Origin of the sequence: Peribacillus sp. NPDC097224, from assembly GCF_044761985.1 — a bacterium.
Lineage (GTDB): Bacteria > Bacillota > Bacilli > Bacillales > DSM-1321 > Peribacillus.
Genome location: NZ_JBIWDK010000001.1, coordinates 664982 through 682771 on the forward strand (window position 1 = coordinate 664982; position 17790 = coordinate 682771).

Here is a 17790-nt window from a genome sequence, read left to right on the forward strand (position 1 = left end):
TTGAAAATTTCATGAATTCATTTCTGCTTTAAACTTCTATGAAAACGAGAATTGAGGTGATTACCATGTTGAGATATACGATGAATCGATTAAAATGGGCAATTATAACTTTATGGGCGGTCATTACAATCACTTTTATCATTATGCATTCCATACCAGGAAATCCTTTTGCTAAAGAAGGGACAATGCCTCCTGCAGTATATGAAAATCTACAAGCCCATTATGGATTAGACAAACCACTATTAGCCCAATATGGAAATTATTTATTGGAAGTGCTTCGGTTTGATTTTGGTCCTTCCTTAAAATCTTCATCCATTTCCGTGAATGACTATATTGTGAACGGGTTCCCAGTATCTTTACATTTAGGTGCGCAAGCGTTGGCCATTGCCGTTTTCTTTGGTCTGATTCTAGGTGTAGTGGCTTCCTTATATCGAAATAAAATACCTGATTATCTATCAATGATCATTGCGATTGTTGGTATATCAGTGCCGAACTTTATCTTAGCTACAGTGCTGATTAATTATCTCGCTATAGAATTCAAAGTGTTTCCAGTTGCTACATGGGCGACTTGGAAACATACGATTTTACCTTCTATCGCCCTGTCCATGATGCCACTGGCCTTTATTGCAAGGTTAATGCGGACGAGCATGCTGGAAGTCATGGGTCAGGACTACATATTGACCGCTAAGGCCAAAGGCTTGAAAAGAAGTAGCATTATTATCAAACATGCGATTCGAAATGCCATCTTACCTGTCATTACGATTCTTGGCATTTTGACGGCCAACATTGTAACGGGAAGTTTCATTATTGAGCGCATTTTTGGAATTCCGGGGATGGGAGAGATGTTTGTAAAAGGAATCTTCAATCGGGATTACCCGGTTATTCTTGGTTCCACAATAGTGTATAGTGCAGTGCTTGTCATATTGATTTTCATAGTGGATGTAGCCTATACGTTGATTGACCCGAGAATTAAAGTGACGGGGGAGAGTAAATAATGGCAGAAAAAGTGCATTTAACCGAAGAAATGTTCTCGCCCGCAGAAGATAATTTTAAGGAAGCGGAAAAAATATCAAGGCCAACCATATCATTTTGGTCTGATGTATGGCGAAGGTTTAAGCAAAATAAGCTGGCCATGGCAGGTTTTGTTCTTATTGTCCTATTAGTGTTTATGGCTATTTTCGGGCCCTACATGAATGGATATTCATATTACGAACAAGATTTTGCAAAAAAGAATCTTAGACCAAACGCTGAACATTGGTTCGGTACGGATACAGCCGGAAGAGATTTATTTACGAGAGCCTGGTATGGGGCGAGGATATCCTTATTTATAGGATTGATGGCTGCTCTTATCGATTTTATAATCGGTGTCATTTATGGTGGGATTTCAGCTATACGTGGTGGGCGCACGGATAATTTAATGATGCGGTTTGCCGAAGTCATCTATGCCATTCCATATTTACTGATGGTCATTCTAATGATGGTAGTTTTAGATCCTGGTATATTACCAATTATCATCGCAATGACGATCACAGGCTGGATCCCAATGGCTCGATTGGTCCGGGGCCAGGTATTACAGCTAAAGGAAAATGAATATGTCCATGCAGCCACTATCTCTGGTGCCAATACGAATTGGACATTAAGGAAACATATGATTCCCAATACAATGGGACCTATTTTAGTAAATTTAACATTGACCGTTCCTACTGCAATTTTTGCCGAGGCGACGTTGAGCTTTTTAGGTCTAGGTGTGCCAGCTCCTCAAGCTAGTTGGGGTACCCTTACAAGTGATGCTTTGGGAAGTATTTTAGTCGGTAATTTCTATCAGCTTTTAATCCCAGCCATCCTTATTTCGGTGACGATGTTTGCCTTCAATGTAGTGGGTGATGGGCTTCAGGATGCACTGGATCCAAAGCTTAGAAAATAATAGAGTCCTAATCATAAAGATATTGAAACTAGAATAGGAGGGACGTTAATGGGGAAATTGTTAGAGGTCAATGATCTGCACATCACCTTCCATACGTATGCGGGTAAAGTGCAGGCTGTCCGAGGTGTGGACTTCCAGGTGGAAAAAGGGGAAGCCATTGGGATTGTAGGAGAGTCTGGGTGCGGAAAAAGCGTAACGGCGAAGTCCATAATGAAATTATTGGAAACACCACCGGCGCAGTATGAAAAAGGATCGATACTATTTAATGGAAAAGATCTCGTTAAAGCCAATGAAAAGGAAATGCAGAAAATTCGAGGCAATGATATCAGTATGATATTTCAAGATCCGATGACTTCGCTTAACCCGACAACCAAGATAGGCACTCAAATCATGGAGTCTATTTTAAAACATAAAGAAATCTCTCGTAAAGATGCATATGAAAGGGCCTTAGATACTTTAAAGTTGGTGGGCATCCCACAACCGGAAAAAAGGATGCAACAATATCCGCATGAGTTTTCGGGGGGGATGCGTCAGCGGGCAATGATTGCGATAGCCCTGGCCTGTGATCCACAATTATTAATTGCTGACGAGCCAACAACTGCATTGGATGTAACGATTCAAGCACAAATCTTAGAACTTATGAAAGATATTCAGCGAAGGATGGATACTTCTATTATCCTTATAACACATGATTTAGGTGTTGTTGCAGAAACCTGTGATCGCGTAATTGTAATGTATGCGGGCACGGTTGTGGAGACTGGAACGGTAGAAGCGATATTTGCAAATCCACAGCATCCCTATACAAAGGGTCTTCTCAAAACCGTGCCAAGGCTAGATATGGAAAAAACGGATCCGTTGATTCCAATCATTGGGTCTCCTCCCGATTTATTAGATCCACCAAAGGGCTGCCCCTTTTATCCAAGATGTGAATATGCAATGAAAGTATGCAAAGACCATAACCCGGAACTTGAAGAGGTGGAAGTGGGACAGACGGCAGCATGCTGGCTTCATCATCCGATGGCAAAAGCAACAAGAGATCAATCTACGACTACGGTATAAAGGAGGAGAGTCATGGTTTCACTGAAAAATGAGTCATTAAAAGAAAAAGATCTCAGCAAAAGATCTCGTCTTGTTGAAATAAAAAATTTGAAGAAGTATTTTCCTATCGGTTCCGATTCGTTGAAAGCTGTTGATGGACTGGACCTTACGATATTTGAGGGGGAGACTGTTGGTCTAGTTGGGGAGAGCGGCTGTGGTAAATCCACGGCAGGACGTACAATCACACGACTATATGAGCCGACAGATGGAGAAGTCCTTTTTCAAGGGAAAAATATTTTTGATTATAAACAGGGGGAAATGTCGAAAGTCCGTCGAGAAATCCAAATGATTTTCCAAGATCCGTATGCATCGCTAAACCCTCGTATGAAAGTAGAGGAACTAATAGGAGAACCTCTTGCCATTCATGGGATTTTAAAAGGAAAAGAAAAAAAGAAGAGAGTAGAAGACTTGCTAAAGCTGGTTGGTCTAAATCCTGAACATATCAGTCGGTTCCCACATGAATTCAGTGGCGGACAACGTCAGCGAATCGGGATTGCAAGGGCGTTAGCGCTAAATCCAAAATTCATTGTGTGTGATGAACCCATATCAGCTCTTGATGTATCCATCCAAGCCCAAGTAGTAAATTTACTCAAAGAATTGCAGAAGGAGATGGGGTTGACCTATTTATTCATCGCTCACGATTTATCAATGGTAAAGTATATCTCAGACCGTATTTTAGTTATGTACTTAGGTAGGATGATGGAACTTTCGGATAGTGATTCTCTTACTAAAGACCCGCTACATCCTTATACTCAAGCGCTACTATCTGCTGTACCTATTCCGGATCCTACAGTTAAAAGGGAGCGGATTGTTTTGAAAGGTGATGTACCTAGTCCAATCAATCCACCGAGTGGGTGTGTATTCCGTACACGTTGCCCAAAAGCCATGGAAGTGTGTTCCAGTGCCATACCAGAATGGAAAGAACAAAAGCCAGGGCACTTCGTTGCTTGCCATTTATACTGGTGAATCAAATAGCAAGACCGGTTGGCCTTTGTGCAACTGGTCTTTTTTACATCCAAGGGATGAATCTCAACTAAATAGACAGAAAAAATTAAGGACTCTTATACTTAATTCTATCTTTTGGGAAATCAAACATATAAAATGTTATTATATGTAAAAATATTATTCGGTGTCTTTATGCTCTGTGAGATAAGGAGGAATAAAAGTGTATTCTACAATAAAAGCTGAAATTGTTGATCATGTTATGATAATTACACTCAATCGCCCTGAAAGAATGAATGCTTTTAATGAAAAAATGTGTCAAGAGCTGATTCAAGTCTTTGATAAAGCGGATGAAAATGATGAAGTACGGGCGATTATAATGACCGGTGCCGGAAAAGGGTATTGTTCTGGTATGGATTTGGAAAAAGGCGTGGAAACATTTATGGACCATACTCCTTTAGTGGAATATCGAGATGCTGGTGGGGTCTTATCATTACGAATATTTGATATGAAAAAACCAATTATTGCCGCAATTAATGGTTCTGCTATCGGGATTGGAATCACTATGACTTTACCGATGGATATCCGGCTTGCTTCATCTGATGCGGAAATGAGCTTTGATTTTGCAAAGCGGGGAATTACGATGGAGGCCTGTAGTGGATGGTTCCTGCCAAGACTCGTGGGCATGGGTAAGGCAACTGAATGGGTGTTTACCGGTAGAATGATTTCCGCACGAGAAGCGTATGAAGCAAGATTAGTAAACGAAGTTGTCGAGCCTGATCAGTTGATGGCTACAGCCATGAAAATTGCCAATGAGATAGCGGTAAATACCTCTTCTATTTCTGTTACATTATCTAGGCAACTAATGTGGACGATGCTGGGGGCCAATCATCCCCATGAATCACATAAAATTGAATCTAAGATGCTCCATTGGACTGGGAAACAAGCGGATGCACAAGAAGGGATTGGAGCTTATCTGGAAAATCGGAAAGCAAAATTTACGATGAAGAGCAGTACGGATATGCCACCGTTCTATCCATGGGGTGTCGAATGAATAGGAGCAATTTCGATAATATAATGAAGTAAACAGGCTTGTTATTGTACTTTTCGGAATAATTAGGGTTTCCGTTCTTAGTGTGTTATACTTTGGTTACCATTTACTAAACTTGTTTCGTGTACCCCGTCAATTTGATGGGGTTTTTTTGACTTCTATAAAAAACAACAACAAAAATGGACTCTACGAGTAGAGTCCATTATATATGATGGATATTATTATGCTTTTTGAACGTTAGTAGCTTGGGGTCCACGTTGACCTTGCTCAACTTCAAAAGTAACTGATTGACCTTCGTCTAATGATTTGAAGCCTTCGCTTTGAATAGCTGAGAAATGTACGAATACATCGTCTCCGTTTTCGCGTTCGATGAAGCCGAATCCTTTTTCTGCGTTAAACCATTTTACTTTACCTTGTTCCATTTTTGTTGCCTCCTAGTGTGAATCCACACATTGTGTTACTACCCTTGCTCAATTTTCAGAAGGAAAGTGTTTCACTTATCAATCTTCAAGAACAAAAATAATTCTTTTTAAGAATAACAGATACTGTCGGATTTTGCAATGGATATAGTATTGATCCTTTTATTTACATGGTAAATCCCGTCAATAACCTTTTTTATAATTTAATAAATTGATTTCAGGGCTTTCACCAGAAAGGTAGTTCTTTAAATTCGGTATAAAGATTTCTTCAATTAGACGTTGATCGTAAAATTCAGTATTTCCTGAAGTGTGTGGAGTCATGATGACATTATCCATCTCCCATAATCGGCTAGTTTCTGGAAGTGGTTCAGTTTCAAATACATCAAGCCCCGCACCGGCAATCTGATGAGCGTCAAGGGCTTGTATCAATTCGGTTTCAATTACGATTGGGCCACGACCAACATTAATGAAGAAAGCAGAGGACTTCATCGAGTTGAACTCATCTGTGCCGAACATATTCCTTGTTTTAGAGGTTAGAGGTAAAGTGACGATTACGTAATCACATTTAGGAAGAACATCTTGTAATTGGTCCTGTTTGAACATTTCATCCACGAATTCTTCTGGCCTACCTGACTGGCGAACTCCGATGACCGTCATCCCGAAGGCTTTGGCAATCTTCGCCGTTTCTTTACCAATTTTCCCAACCCCTATGATTCCGATAGTCTTATTGTGAATTTCCTGTTTCATATGAGCGTGATGCCAGTTTTTTTTCTGTTGTTGTTTAACATACGTATCAATTTTTCTAGTGAAAGCAAGGAGTAAGCCGAAAATAGTTTCAGAAATAGGGTAGGCATGAACTCCATTTGCTGTCGTAATCTGAACATGATCTTTTTCAAGGATATCCAGTGGCAAAGCATTTACTCCTGCACTCCATGTCTGTACCCATTTTAAATTTTTTCCTTCCCCTTGTATAATGGGTTGCTTCATTTCTGCTTTCCAACCTGCAATTATTTCAGCTTCATGAATATGATTCTTCCATATCGCTGGATTTCTCCCTATTATAATATTCCACTCCGGAATCAACTCTTTAATTTGATTCAGCAACTGTTCATTCAAGTCCTGGCTTATAATGATTTTCCGCTTATTCATTTAAATCCTCCCATCTAATTCACTTTTCTGAATTATACGTAAACTTCTTTGGGAATACAATGATAGTGCCTTTTATAGGCTATTTATATGTGAGGGAAATTTGAAGAGGAGATAAAAACTTTGATATTCACCATGATGGTTTATCACAGCGAACAAAATGTTTAAATATTCAATCGTTTACTATACAAAACGTCTAATGTAAAAAATCCGTTTAAAAAATATAATGAAAACAAGAAATATCTTTCGGATGGAATCAGAGGTCAAGAATGAAAAAGTGGGATCCAGCAACCGTAAAGAAAAAAGCGATTTATGGCTAAATACTCATACGAAATAGGGGTCGAAACATATCAGGTTCGACCTTTCTTTATAGAATAGAAAGGGGTGCAGAGGATTATGCAAGTTAAAAAAGAATTGAAGGATTTACAACAAATGGACGAAAAGTATATTTGGCATAATATGAAAGGTGCTGGACCAAATCCAGGAACGATGGTAGTTGAAAAAGGTAAAGGGGCTTGGATTACTGATATTGATGGAAATCGTTATCTGGATGGAATGTCTGGTTTATGGTGTGTCAATGTAGGATATGGAAGGGAAGAACTTGCTGAAGCAGCTTATGAACAGTTAAAGGAACTTCCCTATTCTCCTTTAACGAATAGTCATATTCCAGCTATTAAACTGGCAGAAAAATTGAATGATTGGCTCGGCGGCGATTATGTAATTTTCTTTTCCAACAGTGGTTCAGAAGCGAATGAAGCAGCATTTAAGATTGCAAGGCAGTATCATCAGCAAAAAGGGGAACATGGCCGTTATAAATTCATTTCTCGTTACAGGTCCTATCATGGGAATACAATGGGGGCGTTGGCAGCAACAGGTCAGGCACAGAGAAAATATAAATACGAACCGCTTGCTCCAGGTTTTCTTCATGTGACGCCTCCTGATTCATATCGAAATCCAGAGGACGAAAGTGGAGAGAAAAGTGCCTCTGAAATTGAACGTGCCATCACATGGGAATTGAGTGAAACTGTTGCTGCAGTTATTATGGAACCAATCATTACAGGTGGAGGTATTCTTATGCCTCCAGAGGGGTATATGAAGAAGGTTAAAGATATTTGCGATAAAAATGGCGTTTTGCTGATTTCAGATGAGGTGATTTGTGGTTTTGGTCGTACGGGTAAGAAGTTCGGTTTTATGAATTATGATGTACAGCCGGATATCATTACGATGGCAAAAGGGATTACAAGTGCCTATCTTCCTTTATCCGCAACGGCTGTCAAACGGGAAATATATGAGGCATATGTAGGTACAGAAGATTATGACCGTTTTCGGCATGTAAATACATTCGGTGGTAACCCTGCTTCTTGCGCACTCGCCTTAAAAAATATGGAAATCTATGAAAAAGAAAATTTGATTGAACGCTCGAAAGAACTAGGCCTTCGCCTTTTGCAGGATTTAGATGAAATGAAATCCCACCCTAATGTTGGTGACGTACGTGGTAAAGGCTTGTTAGTCGGAATTGAACTTGTGGAAGATAAGCAAACGAAAAAACCGATTGAATTATCCAAAATCAATAAAATTATTGCTTCTTGCAAGGAAAATGGATTGATCATCGGCAAAAATGGCGATACGGTAGCAGGTTTTAATAATGTATTGACACTAGCACCCCCGTTAAGTATCACCGAAGAGGATTATTCTTTCATCGTAACAACCTTAAAGCGAACTTTAGCTGAGTTTTAAAGATAGAAACGGAAATGTATTAAGGCGGAACAGAAGATATCTCATTCTGTTCTTTCTTTTTGTTTATTAGCCATTGGAAATGATATACTATAAAAAATATTTTGTTTAAGGGTGCTTAGCGTTAAGTTAGCTCTCTTGTAAAGTAAAGAGATACAGGCCATTTTTCTTTATTAAATTGATAGTTTCATAGCACTTCATTTGAATGGAAGGGGCTATCAACTTTTTTGGTTTAAAAAAATGGTCTTTTTGGTACATAATAAAAGTATGTAGACAAGAACTAGAAAAATGATTAACTCTCAGAAGAGGTGTGGTTCATGAACAATGAAGAAATAACGAAAAAATTAACTTTACATACGCCTGTTATTTTAGGCAGTGGGGACTTTGCAAAATATGCAGTTTTAGTACCGCTTATCGAAAAGGAGGATGGCATACACGTCCTGTTTGAAGAGCGCTCACATCAATTGAGAAGGCAACCGGGGGATATTTGTTTTCCTGGTGGAAGAATTGATCATCTTGATATGGATGAGCAGACGGCTGCCCTTCGTGAAACGTACGAAGAACTAGGTGTGGCAAAAGAGGATATATATAATGTATTTCCAATCGATTATCTTGTATCCCCTTTTGGGATGATTGTGTACCCATATGTGGGATTTATCCGAGGTGATCAACCATTGGCACCCAACCCATCTGAAGTCGAAACGGTCTTTACTGTTCCACTTTCGTTTTTCATGGAAAAGCCCCCAGAGATATATCATGTGAATTTTAAAGTCGAGCCATTAGAAAACTTTCCACACGATTTAGTTGTTGGTGGAGAGAATTATAAATGGCAACCAAGACAGACGAAAGAATATTTCTACCAATATGAAGGCCGTGTCATTTGGGGAATGACGGCAACCATACTTACCCACTTTATTAAAATTCTACGTTAGACCCTTCTAAAGCACCTTTTCTTTGTCAGTAAATCCAAATAAACTATATATATGGTAAAAAAACGGTTTTTGATGAAGAGGGGGATGAGGGATGAGATACACGATGAGACGATTGGAAATTGAACGAGAACAATCTATAGCAGAGCTTAAAAAATATAAAGTGAGCCATGAGTACTATGATGAAATAAAAGATTTGAAAAGTCGGGAAATTTATTATCTTGGCGGTCCCCGGACTAGGGAACACTTAAACTCCTTGTTAAGAAGTTCTCATGTAAACCAGCCGAGTTACTCACCCCATCGTTTTTTATATCCATGGGTTGATCTTCAGGAAGATGGAAAGCTGAAAAGCTTGTATTCCGGTAAAGGTATGGATCCTGTCGAAGTCATAGAAGCAGATTTTCGAGTTCTTGAACTGTTAACGAAAGGAAGTCAATCCTTTGAGGTTAATAGTATGTCTCTTAATTGTGAACATGTCGTTCCACAATCATGGTTTAGTAAAAAAGAACCTATGAGGGGGGACTTACATCATTTATTTGCCTGTGAGCCAACTTGTAATAGTAGCCGCGGGAATTCCCCTTATCATGACTTTGTGGACTATTCCCCAGAACCTCAAGTACGAGGGATAAAAGCCGGATGTGGCAAAGCTGAAAAAGGAAAATTTGAGCCTGAATATGGAAAAGGAATCGTAGCGAGGGCCACTTTGTATTTTTTACTGCGATATGAAGGGATTATTGATCAAGAGAATATCGATATCAATCTATTATTGGACTGGCATCATCGTTTTCCGGTTAACTTATATGAAAAACATCGTAATCAGGCCATATTCGAAGTACAAGGGAATCGCAACCCATTTATCGATTTCCCCGAAATGGCAGGTGAGTGGACTTAAAAAGACGTTTGTTTTACGAACTAAAATATGTATGGACTTGATGTTAGGGTCTCTCTTGAATGTTATATTGAAAGAAGCCTACAGGATAATGAACTCAAAAAGGATTGAGCAGCTTCCACTGCCTCAATCCTTTTATTTTTTATATGGTATGAAAAGGGTTTAAAGAAACTTCACGCAAACTGGGAATGGAACTTGGATATCTTTTTGAAGTAACGTTAATTTACCATTTATATCATTTCGAGAAAACAACGTCAAGGTCCCTGATTCCTCATTAGAGGCAACAAGGAACTTCCCACTAGGATCAAGGGCGAAGTCACGTGGCCAGTGTCCTTCTGTTGAAACTAATTCAACCAAGGTTAGTTTTCCGGTTTTTTTATCGGTTTGGAAGACAGCGATGCTATCATGCCCACGATTTGCTGCATAAACGAACTCCCCATCCGCAGATATGTGAATCGCACTTCCTTGATTGTTTTCACGGAAATTTTCTGGGACTGTCCGGATGGTTTGCAATTCTGAAAAACTTCCATTTTGGGAATCGTACGCCAATACAATGACTTCAGGTGCAAGTTCTGTCATAACATAAGCGATTTTTCCATTAGGGTGGAAGGTTAGGTGTCTTGGCCCGCTTCCAGGGGTGACTGCCAAACTATTAACTTTTTCCAATACTCCATTATGTATTCCATATGTGTTTATTTGATCGATTCCAAGATCAACTACGGCAATGTATTTTTCATCAGGTGAAAAGCCTGCATAATGTGCATGTGCCTTTTCCTGACGCTCTTTGTTAGGTCCCATTCCGGTATGGCGTATCGTGGATGATACTGAAGCAGGTGTTGCGTCGGGGTTAAGTTTGTAAGCTTCGATAATCCCATCTCCGTAATTGGCTGTGACCAAAACATTTTTTTTGCTATCGATACTAATGTGGCAATAGGATCCATTAGGAGTTAGCTCCTTACCTAAGTAAGTAAGATCACCTGATCCTTCATCAATAGAGTATGCAGCAACACCGCCGCTGCCGGCCTCTTTTAAGATGGCGTACAAATGTTGTTTGTCTTCACTAATCGTTACATAAGTAGGATCCTTTAATTCAGCAGCAAGGACGGGCGTTGTAATCTTCCCTTCGTTACTATCAAGTGTGAAACGATAAATGCCTTTACTGTCTCCTTTCGTATAAGTACCGATGTATCCGGTAAAGGTTTGTTTCGGATTTTCCATATTGATTCCCTCCTAGAAAGATAATGAGTTTATTTTAACATACGATGAACTCATATATCTTTCCCCGAATTTAATGGAGTTGAATCTTAATTAACAATAAAATTTTGCTGAAACAGAAAAAGGTACTCGTTTACTGAAGATTTTATATGGTTTCGATTTTTTTAGATGTACTGGCTTGGTTTGATATATGTTGAAATGATGAAACTAAAAATAAGCCTTGTGTTGTTAATTTAATTTCAGGTATAACGGGAAGCGCTAAAAAAGCAAGCGTCAGGAATGGATTAAAGTGTCTGTTGGCACCAATCTTCAATAACGCGTGATTCATTTCCTTTAAGTTGTGTAAAACTTCCGCATACGTCCCTGTGCTCATTAGTCCAGCAATCGGAAGAGGTAGGGAGGCAAGAGTTTTACCATCTTGGATAATGACTAATCCTCCCTGCATTCTTTTTATTTCCTCAGCAGCTACCAGCATATCCTGGTCATTCGTACCAGCGATAATTAAGTTGTGCGAGTCATGGGAAACCGTTGTGGCGATTGCACCTGATTGTAGGCCAAGACCCTTGACGATTCCAAGGCCGATTTTTTTTGTCTTTTGATGCCGTTCTATAACAGCAAGCTTTACGTGATCCATGGAGGGGGAAAATTGAAATAGGCCATTTTGATTGAGAGCGACCGGTTCGATTATATGTTTTGTAACTAGACTGTTCGGTATGATTTCAATAAGGTTGGCAAGGGCATTGTGTAACGTTATATGAAAATCTATATCTGACAAATCTTGAAGGTGTACCGTCTGTGTTAATTCTTCCTCCAACTTGTTTTTCGGGGCTTCAGGGAAGTTCACTAACTGGCCATCTTTAGAAATTAGTTTGCCATCTTTAAAAACGGATTGAATTTGGATGGATTGGAGATCTTCGAATAATAGAAAGTCGGCTTTATATCCAGGTGCAATGGCACCATGTTCTCTTAACCCGAAGCATTCGGCGGCATTTATTGTTGCCATCTGAATCGCGGTCAGAGCGGGGATTCCTTCTTCTATGGCAATTCTGACATTGTGGTCAATGCTACCTTCAGTTACAAGATCATCTAGGTGGCGATCATCGGTGACGAATAAACAACGGCGGGAATTTTGTTCAGTAACGGCAGGGAGCAGATTTCGTAAGTCTTTTGCTACAGTTCCCTCCCGAATCATAAGATACATTCCTTTCCGTAGTCGGTCTCTTGCTTCCTTTGCGGTGGTGCATTCGTGATCGGTTTGGATACCGGCAGCCATATATACATTGAGTTGCTGTTCAGTAAGTCCGGCAGCGTGACCATCAATCTTTTTTTCATTCTTGTATGCATCGAGGATTTTTTGAATCATATCATCATCTGCATTGGATACGGCTGGGAAGTTCATCACTTCAGCTAAACCAAGCACCCGCGGATTTTTGTAAAAAGAATATAAGTCTTCACTTTTTAAAACAGCGCCCGCATCCTCGAAGTCAGTTGCCGGAACACAAGATGGCATCATAAAGTAAAAGTCGAAAGGGAGGTGATCCGATTGTTCAATCATATATTGTATCCCTTTCCTTCCTGATACATTGGCGATCTCGTGTGGGTCCGCCACGACGCAAGTTACTCCATGTAAAAGTAGAACTTTGGCCAGTTCAGAAGGCCGTACCATGGATGATTCAATATGAACATGTCCGTCGATAAATGTAGGTGATACGTATTTACCTGCGGCATTTATTTCAGAGATTCCCTCGTAATTCCCAATACCTGCAATATAACCATCTACTATAGCAACGTCGCCAGTATAAATTTCCCCATTGAATACATCAATGATTTTCCCATTTTTAATGACGTAATCAGCAGGTATTCTACCTGCTGCAACGTCCATTCTCTTTTTCATTAAGTGTGATTTCAAAGAGACCTCCTCCTCATCTGGACTTAGGCTTATTGTCAGTATTCCACTTTAACTGCTTGAGATTCCCATGTGCGGAATGGTAAATCATGGTCGGTGAAATCTATACGATGCATGGCGATGGAGCGGTTTTCCATTGGGATCGCAAGCTCTTGATAAATAAAATCGTCATCAAACCCGATTTGAGCTGCATCTTGTTTTGTACAAGAATAATAGATTGCTTTAGGTCGTGCCCAATAAAGAGCACCAATACACATCGGGCACGGCTCACAACTAGTATAGATTTCACAATCTGTAAGCTGAAAGCTGTTCAGGTTTTTACAAGCATCGCGAATAGCTTGGATTTCAGCATGTGCAGTGGGGTCAAGCGCCGTAGTGACATTATTGCAGCCTCTTCCTATAATGACCCCATCTTTTACGATCACGGCTCCGAAAGGACCACCGTTTTGTTTCTTCACATTTTCAGTAGCCAGTTGCACTGCCATTTCCATAAATTTTATATTCATCTAAAACACCCCTTCGACTTATATTTAAAATCTGTGTTATATTACATAACATGAAATTTATATATAATATAACATATTTAGGAAATCGTTGAACGCATTTTTGAAAATAATTTTTTAAATGATTCATTCTTGAGAAATTTATTATGGAAGAAATAATAAGGGAGGTAAAAAGGATTATGTATTGCGAGTCATCTCGGTAAAATCGTGAATTCATCAACTTCTCCATTGTAGTTTTTTAAAAAGTTGTCCATCCCCGTTTACATTTATACTTTTTTGAAACTTAATGAAAATTTGTTCGTAGAATAAGTGTAAGTGAATTTAAGGAAGAGGTGTTTTTATATGGAAAAAAGGTTGGGAGATTTAAATCAGGAGCAGATAAAGGGTCCTTCTTTGTTTGGAATGATTACAAGTCCTGTGGAACAATTCGAAAGAATCAAAAGCAAGCCAAAGATTTGGGTTCCAATGCTATTGATCACTTTACTTTTTTTAATTGGTACATATTTTTTAAGTCTATCATTAGACATCAATGAATTAATTGGGGAAGAAGTTCCTTCAGGGCAAGTTGAAATTGTTAAGATGGTTACTTTAGTTACCATGGTTATTACCGGTGTTCTTTCACCAGTGATATCGGTTCTAATTTCCAGTGCTGTTTTGCTAGCAGTGGCTAAAATCGCAAATTCAGAAGTGAGTTTTAAACAAATATTTTCAATGAAGACGTTTATTTATTTAATCACAGCTATAGGACTTTTTTTAAACGGACTTATACGTTTGCTGATTGGTGGAAATCCTGAAGTGTATGTTACGAGTTTGGCAGGTTTACTGAACTCGGATTCTAAGATTTTGGGAGTCTTTGAGGTCTTTACCATCTGGGCCACTGTTTTGATGGCCATTGGTCTAAATAAAGTGGCGAACCTCTCTAAGGGAGTAGCTGTGACGATAGCTATTATTTTTTTCCTATTTCAAATAGGTATGGCGTTCATCGGTAGTTTATTCTCGGGAATTAGTGGCATGTAATGAAAAAGATATGGATCATTATAGGAGTCAGTCTACTCATTGTAATAATGGTCACTGTTAGCGTTTACCGGCAGGTTTTGGCTAAAGGACCATCGGTCTCGGTGATAGTTCCCAAAATGGAGGATATTTCTTCCACCATCATGATTCCAGGTAGTGTAGCGATGGAAAATCAACAGACGGTTTATTTCTCCACAGAAAAGGGAGAACTTAAAAAGGTTGAAGTCAAAGAAGGTCAGAAAGTGAAAAAAGGTGATCTTCTGCTGACTTATGAAAATCCTCAGTTAGAATCTGAATTAGAACAAAACAACCTATCAAAAGAATCTGCTTATTTGAAAATCAATCAGTTAAAAAGGCAGAAGGAACAACTTGAAGAAAAGGAAAAACAACTAAGTAAACAAGTTGGGGATGATAGAGCAGAAGAACAATTAAAACCAGAATTCGATCAAATTGATACGGATACAAAATTAGCAGATATTGAGTTGAAACAGGTGCTTTTGAAGGAAAAACAGTTGAATGAACAGATACGGGATCTGAAAGTGGAGAGTAAGGTGGATGGTGTCGTGCTCACCGTAAGTAAACAGGTAGAGTCCTTAGCTGTAACAGGTACGGCTGAACCTCTTATCCAAATCGGCAATCTTGGTAACTTGCTAGTTTCAGGAGTTCTTTCTGAATACGACACATTGAAAATAAAGAAAGGGCAAAGTGTGAGTTTTAGTTCTGATGCCGTTGAGGATGAGAAGTGGAAAGGAGAAATTGTGAATATACATTCCCTTCCTCAGAAAACAGATCTCAGTCAAGGGAATTCCCAGGCTGTCCAATATCCTGTAACGGCTAAACTAATAAGTGAAACGGATGTTTTAAAGCCTGGTTTTCAGCTTTTCATGGAAATTGAAACAGATAAAAAGAAGGCATTTGTACTCCCAATGGATGCGATTATCGATGAGGGTGACCGTATGTTCGTCTATATGGTGGACGGGAAATTCGTAAAAAGGAAGGAAATAAAGCCTGGTATCATTTCCAGAGAAAAAATCGAAGTAATCAAAGGCATAAACAAAAATGACCGAGTTGTTATCAATCCTTCGGAAAAGATTGAAGAAGGAATGGAAGTGACGGTTGAATGATCGAGTTAAAAGGAATAACAAAAACGTATCAATTAGGTAAAGAGGATGTCCATGTGTTGAAAAACGTGAATGTCTACATTGAAAATGGAGAGTTCGTTGCGATTATGGGACCTTCAGGCTCGGGAAAGTCCACATTGATGAATATAATCGGATGTTTAGATCAAGCAACAACTGGAGAGTATTGGCTTTCGGGTCAAAATATCTCTGGTTATTCAGAAGACGAATTGGCTAGGGTCCGAAATACTTCCATAGGATTCGTTTTTCAACAATTTCAATTATTACCAAGACTAGTTGCTTGGAAGAATGTTGAGTTACCGATGATTTATGCCGGCGTTTCAAAAAAAGAACGTCAATTCCGTTCAGAAGAAGCATTAAAGAAGGTGGGACTTGAAGACCGAATGAGTCATCTACCGAATGCTCTTTCTGGAGGGCAAAAACAGCGTGTTGCTATTGCACGCTCCATTGTCACACAACCCCAATTAATTTTAGCGGATGAACCAACTGGTGCACTAGATTCAATCACAAGTGTGGCGATAATGGAACAATTCAGGAAGTTGAATGAAGAGGGAGTCACAATTGTTGTGGTAACACATGAAGCCGAAATTGCCGAATACGCTTCTAGGACCATATTTGTACGCGACGGTGAAATTCTTCCTGCTACCCTCATAGAAAGAGGGGAGGATTAATGAGTGTATTCGAAAATGTCACGATGGCTTTGAGTTCTCTAAAAGCTCATAAATTGCGTTCTATGTTAACGATGTTGGGCATCATAATTGGAGTAGCCGCTGTCATTATCGTAGTTGCAATAGGGCAAGGTGGGGAAGCGATGCTGAAATCGGAAATTGTAGGTCCGGGTAATACGGTTGAATTATTTTATCAGCCCTCAGAGGAAGAAATGCAGTCGAATCCGAATATTATCTATGAAGCTGCTTTTAATCAGGAAGATATCCGAATACTTGAAAATCTTAACGGTGTTAAACGGGTGGTTGCTTCAAGTTCAGAGTTTACAAAAGTTAGCCACAAACAGGAATCCATCGATAGTTCTGTGGTAGGCATAAATGATGCCTTTCTGGATTTAAATAGACTTAATGTGGCCAGTGGAAGAAATTTCACTTCTGCTGACTTTTTGGGTGGAGCGCGAGTTGCCATTGCAAGCCATACGATGCAAGAGGATTTATTTGATGGGAAATCACCAATTGGACAAGTCATTCGGATTGGAACGCAACCCGTTGAAATTATTGGAGTAATGGAAAAATCAACAGGGCTCCTTGCTTTTGATACAGTGCAATTGTATATGCCATCTAATACATGGAAGACGGTCTTCAGTAAAAATGATGTGACCTCTATTCTGTTGCAGGCAGAAAATACTGATCAATTGAACACTATCGGTAAAAAAGCCTCTGCCAAACTTAATTCTATTCACAATGCAGGGGAATCATATCAAGTCATAAATATGGAAGAAATCGCTTCGGCAATTGGTCAAATTACCAGGATCATGACTTTGATAATCGGTTCTGTTGCAGGCATTTCGCTCGTCGTGGGGGGGATTGGTGTAATGAATATCATGCTTGTATCCGTTACGGAACGGACTAGAGAGATTGGCATTCGTTTGGCGCTAGGAGCCACAAGGAGACAGATACTAACTCAATTTTTAATTGAATCGATCATCTTAACACTGATTGGTGGATTGTTGGGCATCGTTTTAGGGTGGATCGTTGTCACGCTAATTTCTCTTTTTGCGGGGCTTCCCTCTCTTATTTCTTGGCAGGTTGTCCTTGGCGGTGTAGCCTTTTCCATGACAATAGGCATTGTTTTCGGAATTTTACCGGCGAATAAGGCTTCCAAAATGAATCCGATTGAATCCTTGCGATATGAATAAGCATCTCGAAACTTGTA

At 39.4% G+C, this 17790-nt stretch carries 17 protein-coding genes; 12 read left to right on the forward strand and 5 right to left on the reverse strand.

Translation table 11 applies throughout. From position 1 onward, the window contains the following. Window positions 1–65: 65 nt before the first annotated feature. The 5 genes from ACIQXR_RS03320 (at window position 66) to ACIQXR_RS03340 (ending at window position 5018) form a co-directional block, all read left to right on the forward strand. Window positions 66–995: an ABC transporter permease gene (locus ACIQXR_RS03320; RefSeq protein ID WP_402869855.1), complete on the forward strand. Its 930-nt coding sequence runs from the start codon at window positions 66–68 to the stop codon at window positions 993–995. After that, window positions 995–1924, forward strand: coding sequence for an ABC transporter permease (locus tag ACIQXR_RS03325; protein WP_402868667.1), 930 nt, complete (start codon window positions 995–997; stop codon window positions 1922–1924). Before ACIQXR_RS03320 ends, ACIQXR_RS03325 begins: the two co-directional genes overlap by 1 nt. A gap of 48 nt (window positions 1925–1972) precedes the next feature. Further along, window positions 1973–2983, forward strand: coding sequence for an ABC transporter ATP-binding protein (locus ACIQXR_RS03330; RefSeq protein ID WP_402868665.1), 1011 nt, complete (start codon window positions 1973–1975; stop codon window positions 2981–2983). A 12-nt stretch (window positions 2984–2995) separates the two neighbouring features. After that, complete coding sequence (locus ACIQXR_RS03335; protein ID WP_402868663.1) at window positions 2996–3988, forward strand: ABC transporter ATP-binding protein; 993 nt, start codon at window positions 2996–2998, stop codon at window positions 3986–3988. A gap of 199 nt (window positions 3989–4187) precedes the next feature. Next, window positions 4188–5018: an enoyl-CoA hydratase-related protein gene (locus ACIQXR_RS03340; RefSeq protein ID WP_402868662.1), complete on the forward strand. Its 831-nt coding sequence runs from the start codon at window positions 4188–4190 to the stop codon at window positions 5016–5018. A 218-nt stretch (window positions 5019–5236) separates the two neighbouring features. On the opposite strand, the gene ACIQXR_RS03345 is transcribed toward ACIQXR_RS03340, so the two are convergent. Beyond that, complete coding sequence (locus tag ACIQXR_RS03345; protein WP_071349777.1) at window positions 5237–5437, reverse strand: cold-shock protein; 201 nt, start codon at window positions 5435–5437, stop codon at window positions 5237–5239. A gap of 180 nt (window positions 5438–5617) precedes the next feature. Then, window positions 5618–6583 (reverse strand): D-2-hydroxyacid dehydrogenase, encoded by a 966-nt coding sequence (locus ACIQXR_RS03350; protein WP_402868659.1) that lies wholly within the window; start codon window positions 6581–6583, stop codon window positions 5618–5620. A gap of 393 nt (window positions 6584–6976) precedes the next feature. Between ACIQXR_RS03350 and ACIQXR_RS03355 the strand changes: the two genes are divergently transcribed. The 3 genes from ACIQXR_RS03355 to ACIQXR_RS03365 all read left to right on the forward strand — a co-directional run bounded on the left by ACIQXR_RS03355 (window position 6977) and on the right by ACIQXR_RS03365 (window position 10135). After that, entirely contained in the window at window positions 6977–8317 is a 1341-nt protein-coding gene (locus ACIQXR_RS03355) for an aspartate aminotransferase family protein (RefSeq protein WP_402868657.1), read from the forward strand. Window positions 8318–8631: 314 nt separating this feature from the next. Continuing rightward, entirely contained in the window at window positions 8632–9246 is a 615-nt protein-coding gene (locus ACIQXR_RS03360) for an NUDIX hydrolase (RefSeq protein WP_402868655.1), read from the forward strand. 91 nt (window positions 9247–9337) lie between these two features. Next, window positions 9338–10135, forward strand: coding sequence for an endonuclease I family protein (locus ACIQXR_RS03365; protein WP_402868654.1), 798 nt, complete (start codon window positions 9338–9340; stop codon window positions 10133–10135). 159 nt (window positions 10136–10294) lie between these two features. On the opposite strand, the gene ACIQXR_RS03370 is transcribed toward ACIQXR_RS03365, so the two are convergent. The 3 genes from ACIQXR_RS03370 to ACIQXR_RS03380 all read right to left on the reverse strand — a co-directional run bounded on the left by ACIQXR_RS03370 (window position 10295) and on the right by ACIQXR_RS03380 (window position 13759). Then, on the reverse strand, window positions 10295–11356 hold the full coding sequence (locus ACIQXR_RS03370) for a lactonase family protein (RefSeq protein WP_402869853.1): 1062 nt from the start codon (window positions 11354–11356) through the stop codon (window positions 10295–10297). Between the two features lie 136 nt (window positions 11357–11492). After that, entirely contained in the window at window positions 11493–13256 is a 1764-nt protein-coding gene (ade, locus tag ACIQXR_RS03375; RefSeq protein WP_402868652.1) for an adenine deaminase, read from the reverse strand. A 35-nt stretch (window positions 13257–13291) separates the two neighbouring features. Next, window positions 13292–13759: a nucleoside deaminase gene (locus ACIQXR_RS03380; RefSeq protein ID WP_402958745.1), complete on the reverse strand. Its 468-nt coding sequence runs from the start codon at window positions 13757–13759 to the stop codon at window positions 13292–13294. A gap of 339 nt (window positions 13760–14098) precedes the next feature. Between ACIQXR_RS03380 and yknW the strand changes: the two genes are divergently transcribed. Genes yknW through ACIQXR_RS03400 form a run of 4 tightly spaced genes read left to right on the forward strand, consistent with a single transcriptional unit; the run spans window position 14099 to window position 17773 of the window. Next, complete coding sequence (gene yknW / locus ACIQXR_RS03385) at window positions 14099–14773, forward strand: YknW family membrane protein (RefSeq protein ID WP_402868649.1); 675 nt, start codon at window positions 14099–14101, stop codon at window positions 14771–14773. Beyond that, on the forward strand, window positions 14773–15894 hold the full coding sequence (locus tag ACIQXR_RS03390; protein WP_402868647.1) for an efflux RND transporter periplasmic adaptor subunit: 1122 nt from the start codon (window positions 14773–14775) through the stop codon (window positions 15892–15894). The genes yknW and ACIQXR_RS03390 overlap by 1 nt, the downstream gene beginning before the upstream one ends. Further along, window positions 15891–16580, forward strand: coding sequence for an ABC transporter ATP-binding protein (locus tag ACIQXR_RS03395; protein ID WP_402868646.1), 690 nt, complete (start codon window positions 15891–15893; stop codon window positions 16578–16580). Before ACIQXR_RS03390 ends, ACIQXR_RS03395 begins: the two co-directional genes overlap by 4 nt. Then, window positions 16580–17773 carry an ABC transporter permease gene (locus ACIQXR_RS03400; protein ID WP_402868645.1) on the forward strand — a complete coding sequence of 398 codons (1194 nt, stop codon included), beginning with the start codon at window positions 16580–16582 and terminating at the stop codon, window positions 17771–17773. The genes ACIQXR_RS03395 and ACIQXR_RS03400 overlap by 1 nt, the downstream gene beginning before the upstream one ends. Window positions 17774–17790: the final 17 nt, after the last annotated feature.